Source organism: Clostridium sp., assembly GCF_021372645.1.
Classification (GTDB): domain Bacteria; phylum Bacillota; class Clostridia; order Clostridiales; family Clostridiaceae; genus Clostridium.
This window is the reverse complement of sequence record NZ_JAJFUC010000083.1, coordinates 1-4,876: the sequence shown is the minus strand read 5'-3', so window position 1 is coordinate 4,876 and position 4,876 is coordinate 1. Positions and strand designations below refer to the sequence as shown.

4 protein-coding genes and 3 tRNA genes are annotated in these 4,876 nt (G+C 28.7%); 5 read left to right on the top strand and 2 right to left on the bottom strand.

Annotated elements, in window-relative coordinates; genetic code table 11:
• The first annotated feature begins 66 nt into the window (after positions 1-66).
• The 3 genes from LLF98_RS12735 (at position 67) to LLF98_RS12725 (ending at position 366) form a co-directional block, all read left to right on the top strand.
• Positions 67-141 (top strand) — tRNA-Gly (locus LLF98_RS12735).
• 27 nt (positions 142-168) lie between these two features.
• Positions 169-242, top strand: a tRNA-Gly gene (locus LLF98_RS12730).
• Between the two features lie 47 nt (positions 243-289).
• Positions 290-366: transfer RNA gene (locus LLF98_RS12725), tRNA-Arg, on the top strand.
• Between the two features lie 304 nt (positions 367-670).
• Here the strand turns inward: LLF98_RS12725 and LLF98_RS12720 are convergent.
• Both LLF98_RS12720 and LLF98_RS12715 read right to left on the bottom strand, forming a co-directional pair.
• Positions 671-1,822, bottom strand: a complete 1,152-nt coding sequence (locus LLF98_RS12720) for a site-specific integrase (RefSeq protein ID WP_291704163.1) — start codon at positions 1,820-1,822, stop codon at positions 671-673.
• Positions 1,803-2,258 (bottom strand): helix-turn-helix domain-containing protein, encoded by a 456-nt coding sequence (locus LLF98_RS12715; RefSeq protein ID WP_291704160.1) that lies wholly within the window; start codon positions 2,256-2,258, stop codon positions 1,803-1,805. The genes LLF98_RS12720 and LLF98_RS12715 overlap by 20 nt, the downstream gene beginning before the upstream one ends.
• Positions 2,259-2,617: 359 nt before the next feature.
• Here LLF98_RS12715 and LLF98_RS12710 point away from each other — a divergent pair, with 359 nt between their 5' ends.
• Positions 2,618-2,800: a helix-turn-helix domain-containing protein gene (locus tag LLF98_RS12710; protein ID WP_291704158.1), complete on the top strand. Its 183-nt coding sequence runs from the start codon at positions 2,618-2,620 to the stop codon at positions 2,798-2,800.
• Positions 2,800-4,749, top strand: coding sequence for a phage/plasmid primase, P4 family (locus LLF98_RS12705; protein ID WP_291704156.1), 1,950 nt, complete (start codon positions 2,800-2,802; stop codon positions 4,747-4,749). The genes LLF98_RS12710 and LLF98_RS12705 overlap by 1 nt, the downstream gene beginning before the upstream one ends.
• The last annotated feature ends 127 nt before the right edge of the window (positions 4,750-4,876 follow it).

The window sequence follows — 4,876 nt, the reverse complement described above, 5'->3', positions numbered from 1 at the left end:
GCACTAGACTTAGGATCTAGCGCCTTTCGGTGTAAGGGTTCGACTCCCTTCATCTGCACCAAATGAGCGAAAATGACTCAACGGTAGAGTGCCACCTTGCCAAGGTGGAGGCTGCGGGTTCGAATCCCGTTTTTCGCTCCATCAATTAAGATATAGACAAATATATATGCGGGTATCGTATATCGGTAATACTCCAGCCTTCCAAGCTGGAAAGGTGGGTTCGATTCCCACTACCCGCTCCAATTAACAACTGTTTGCAGTTGTTTTTTTATATATAAATTAATAATATGCATCCATAGTTCAGTTGAATAGAGCGTTGGACTTCGAATCCAGAAGTCGTGGGTTTGAGTCCCACTGGGTGTACCATAAAAGTAGTTATACCAACGATTTAGAGAAATTTAAATCGTTGGTATTTTTGTTACTACAACCATTACTACAACCAATGGAAAATATTAAAGAAAATTTATATATAATATTAATAGCTATACCAAGGATAAGGAAAAAAAGATAACCTATTTAACCTAAAGGGTGAAAAACGTTGGTATTACTGGATTTGATGAAGTGATATACTAGAATCTATATTTTAACCTAAATTGTCAAAATTATTGGTATTACTAGCTTTAAGACGAATTAAAGGAAGGTTAATATTTTTTAACCCTCCTTAACTTAATTATTCAATAGTGAAAATAGTATCAAGTATTTCAGCAGCTTTATTCTTTTGTGAATCAAGAACCCAAGTGTATAGATTTAATGTTGTCTGAATATCTTCGTGTCCCATTAAGTCGGATACAGTTTTGGGCTGTAGATTGTTTTCAAATAATCGTGTAGCATAGGTATGTCTTAAGCTATGAAATTTAATTGGCTTAATTTTAGCATTTGTCAATAATTTTTTAAATCTTCTATTTAAATTAGATGGATCGATATAAGTTCCAAAATCAGTGGCAAAAATTATATTATGATCATTATAAATATCACCGGCTTTAGATTTTATATCATCTTGTTTTAATCTATGTGCCTCTAATTCAGATAAAATATTTTTTGGAATAGGTACAGTGCGATTTGATTTTTTTGTTTTAGGTGTATCTTGTAATAATAAAGTCCATTTATCATTAATTTTAACGCTTTTTATATTCTTATTTACTGTGACGTTATTATTGTCTATATCACTCCATGTAAGTGCTAATATCTCTCCTAGACGTAATCCAGTACCTAATGCAAATAAATATAATACTCTATCTGATTTCCCATCTAATGAGTGAATAAACTTTCCTTGATCCTCTAGTGTTAGAACAGTCATACTAGTATTTTTCTTTATTATTTTAGGTAATCTTAAGATCCCTGTTGCTCCTAAGTCTTTAATGGTAAAACCATTAATATATAAGTAATTTAAAAAGGGCTTTATTATTTTATGAATCATTTTAATTGTATTTGCAGTTGTTCCTTCGGTTTCTAGTGAATTATAAAATTTCTGTATATCTATAACTTTAATAGTACTTATTTTCTTATTTTTCAAACTTGAATTTTTAACATAGAGATTATATAGACCTTCATATCTGTTTATAGTTGACATTTTTTTATCTTTTAAATGAATATTATAAAGCCATTCATGAAATAAAGCACCAAAAGAATTATTATTTGATACATTAACACCATGGTATATATCATTTTTGATAGTTTCTAATTTAGCTTTTAATTCCAAAACAGTTTTTGAATATACATGTTTTCTATTACGCTTTCCATTTGCCTTTCGTGGAAGTTCAATCACTTCATAATAATATTCAACACCATCAATAATTCTTTTTTTATATGTTGTCCTTGCCATTTATATATCCTCTCTTTAATTTATTGAAATTATCTATACATGCCTTTATCATATCGAGCAGTATATCCATATCATTTTGTGTATATTCCGCACCATTAATAATTAATGCTAAATCACATTCTTCACCACCCGAAAAGTCTAAAGTATACCCGAGGGATCTTAGAAATTTAGAAGTGTTCATAACTAAATCTAATTCATCTCTTTTATTTTTTTGCTCATTTGTTAATCCAAACATTAACCAGTTAGGGCTAACTTCTAATGCATTAGCAATTTTTGTTACTGTATCAATATGTAATTTTCTCGATTTATCTTCATATTTTTTCACAGTGACTTCCGCTACATTTAGTATATTTGCAAGGTCTTTTTGTCTTAGACTTTTTTTTAATCTAGCGTCCCTTATTCTTTCGCCTATACTTTCATTTTTAGTTGTAGTCATTATATATCCTCCTAACGTAATTTATTATAGTTTAGCATAAAAAAAATGATAAGTATATATAAACATATACTTATAAGGATAAGATAAGGTTGACATAGTACGGGATAGATATTATAATTTTGGTATAAACTTATTTATACTTTTACGTATAAGGATATTTCGAGTAGCAAAAAGTACGCATCTTTACTAAACAATTATTACCGTAATGTAAACTTTCAATTCTGTAAGTATTGGATAGGTGCAACGCCTATATGGTAAAGGAGGAAAAGAGATGAGAATAACAATAGATAGAAAAAATAAAATAATTATATTTGAAGTACCAAAAAAAGATATAAGAATAACAAAGGGGAAATGAAATAATGAATAAAGAAATATTAAATATTAAAGATGTACAAGAATTTTTAGGAATTGGGCGTTGTTCAGCATTGGAATTGTTTCATAATGTAGAGTTTCCGAGTTTCAAATTAGCAAATAAGTGGTTTGTAAAACGTAGTGATTTAATGGACTACTTAGATAAACTAAAAGGAGGACTAGCTATTTAATGAATTATGATCATATAATAAAAAAATTTAATGTGACAAGAAAATATAAGAATAAATGCATTTGTAAATGCCCGTCACATGATGATAATAAGGCTAGTTTGACAATTACATATAATGCTAAGGATAAAAAGACATTATTGAATTGTGGAGCGGGTTGTGACACTAAGGATGTATTAAGTTCAGTAGGATTAAGTATATCAGATTTATTTGATGATCAGATAAAATCAGTAGAAAAAATAAATTGCAAAGATGGATTTGAAAATTATGATCAAGTTATTCAATATTTATATGAAAATTCAATTAATGGTGATGAAGTAATTAATGTTTATAAATTTAAAGATGAAAGTAATAAGATTGTATATTTAAAATTAAGAACAAAAGATAAAAAGTTTTTGCATGTAAGGTTAATTAATAATTATTTAATTTGGGGACTTAAAAGTGGTTCATACTATGAAACATTTAAGGGATCTAATATATTTTCATCAAATGAGAAAAATACCAAAGAGATAGAAGTAAAAGAACAACAAAAGATACTATATAATTTACCGAGTGTATTAAAAGGGATTACGGAAGATAAAACAATTTATATTGTAGAAGGTGAAAAGGATGCTGATAATTTAATAAAGAATGGGTTGATTGCAACAACAACATCAACTGGTGGAGGTGTAGGCAATGAAAAATGGAACGATTCATATAGTAGATATTTTAAAAGTGCCAAAGTAGTTATATTGCCCGATAATGATTCTAGCGGTCAACAATTTGCAGATCAAGTAAAAGAATCGATATTAAATTATTGTTATAGAGTTCAAGTTTTAACTATAAGCAATATAGAAAAGGGAGATATATCAGATTGGTTTGAAGAAGGGCATAGTATACTGGAATTATACGAATTGTTAAAAGAAGTAAAGCCACAATATGCAAAGTGGTATAACGTAAGTAGTAAAGGAAATGTAACACTTAATCGAAATAGATTATCACATCATTTATCTCTTCAAATGGACTATGTTGTAGCTAGCAATGGAATTGGACAAGGAATGTTTCATCTGTACAGCGAAGGTGTATATATCCCTATACATCGACTAGAACCTTATATTCGAGAATATATCTATATTGATTATAGGAATCCTGATGCAATAAGAAGTATATTTGATAGTTTAAGACAAGTTGAAAGCATAGATTTTGAAAAGCTGCATGGGGATGAAAATATTATTAATTTGAAAAATGGATTATTAGATATTACAACGATGAAATTAAAACCACATAATAAAGATTATATGTCAAGTAATCAGTTGAAGTGTTGTTATGAGGCAAATCCATGTAATGGAGGGAAATGGGACAATTATATAGATGATTTAACAGAGGGAAATAAAGAGGCAATGGTATTTCTTCAAGAGGTTGCGGGTGTTATATTATCTAATGTTAAAGGCTATAGATTAAAAGCTATAATAGGATTACAAGGAAAGGGAGATTCGGGGAAAAGCCAATTTTTTAATGTGCTTGGAAATATATTAGGTGATGATTTGGTGGGAACGGCATCATTACAAAAGTTATCAAGTGCACAATTTATAGGAAGTGCTATATATGGAAAAAGAATTGTATTTGATGGAGATTTACCTTCTGAACCATTAGGAAATGTAGATATAATTAAAAAACTGTCTGGTGGAGATAAGTTACCAATAGAATTTAAAGGTGTAAATTCATTTAATTATAGGTTTAATGGACTTATTGTATTTGCTTGTAATGACATGATCTATCTTGGAAATGATAAAGGAGAGCATTTTTATAATAGATTTCACATATTACAATGCAATAATGTAATACCTAAAGAAAAGCAAAATCCGTTTATAGCTGATGAAATATTTAATGAGGAAAAAGAATATGTTTTTGGATGGACTTTAGAAGGACTGAAAAGAGTTATAAAGAATGGATACAAATTTGGAGTGCTCTAACCAAAATAGACACACAATAAGTACGATTTTCTTGTATTTTCACAGCATTTCATGTAATGTTATATTTTGAATTTATGTATAAATATTGAATAATATATGTATAACAATCCAATACTTAATATCATGA

What these genes read in the sequence shown, in the direction of transcription:
- LLF98_RS12720 (WP_291704163.1), bottom strand. Translation starts at nt 1,822, where the DNA reads ATGGCAAGGACAACATATAAAAAAAGAATTATTGATGGTGTTGAATAT.
- LLF98_RS12715 (WP_291704160.1), bottom strand. Translation starts at nt 2,258, where the DNA reads ATGACTACAACTAAAAATGAAAGTATAGGCGAAAGAATAAGGGACGCT.
- LLF98_RS12710 (WP_291704158.1), top strand. Translation starts at nt 2,618, where the DNA reads ATGAATAAAGAAATATTAAATATTAAAGATGTACAAGAATTTTTAGGA.
- LLF98_RS12705 (WP_291704156.1), top strand. Translation starts at nt 2,800, where the DNA reads ATGAATTATGATCATATAATAAAAAAATTTAATGTGACAAGAAAATAT.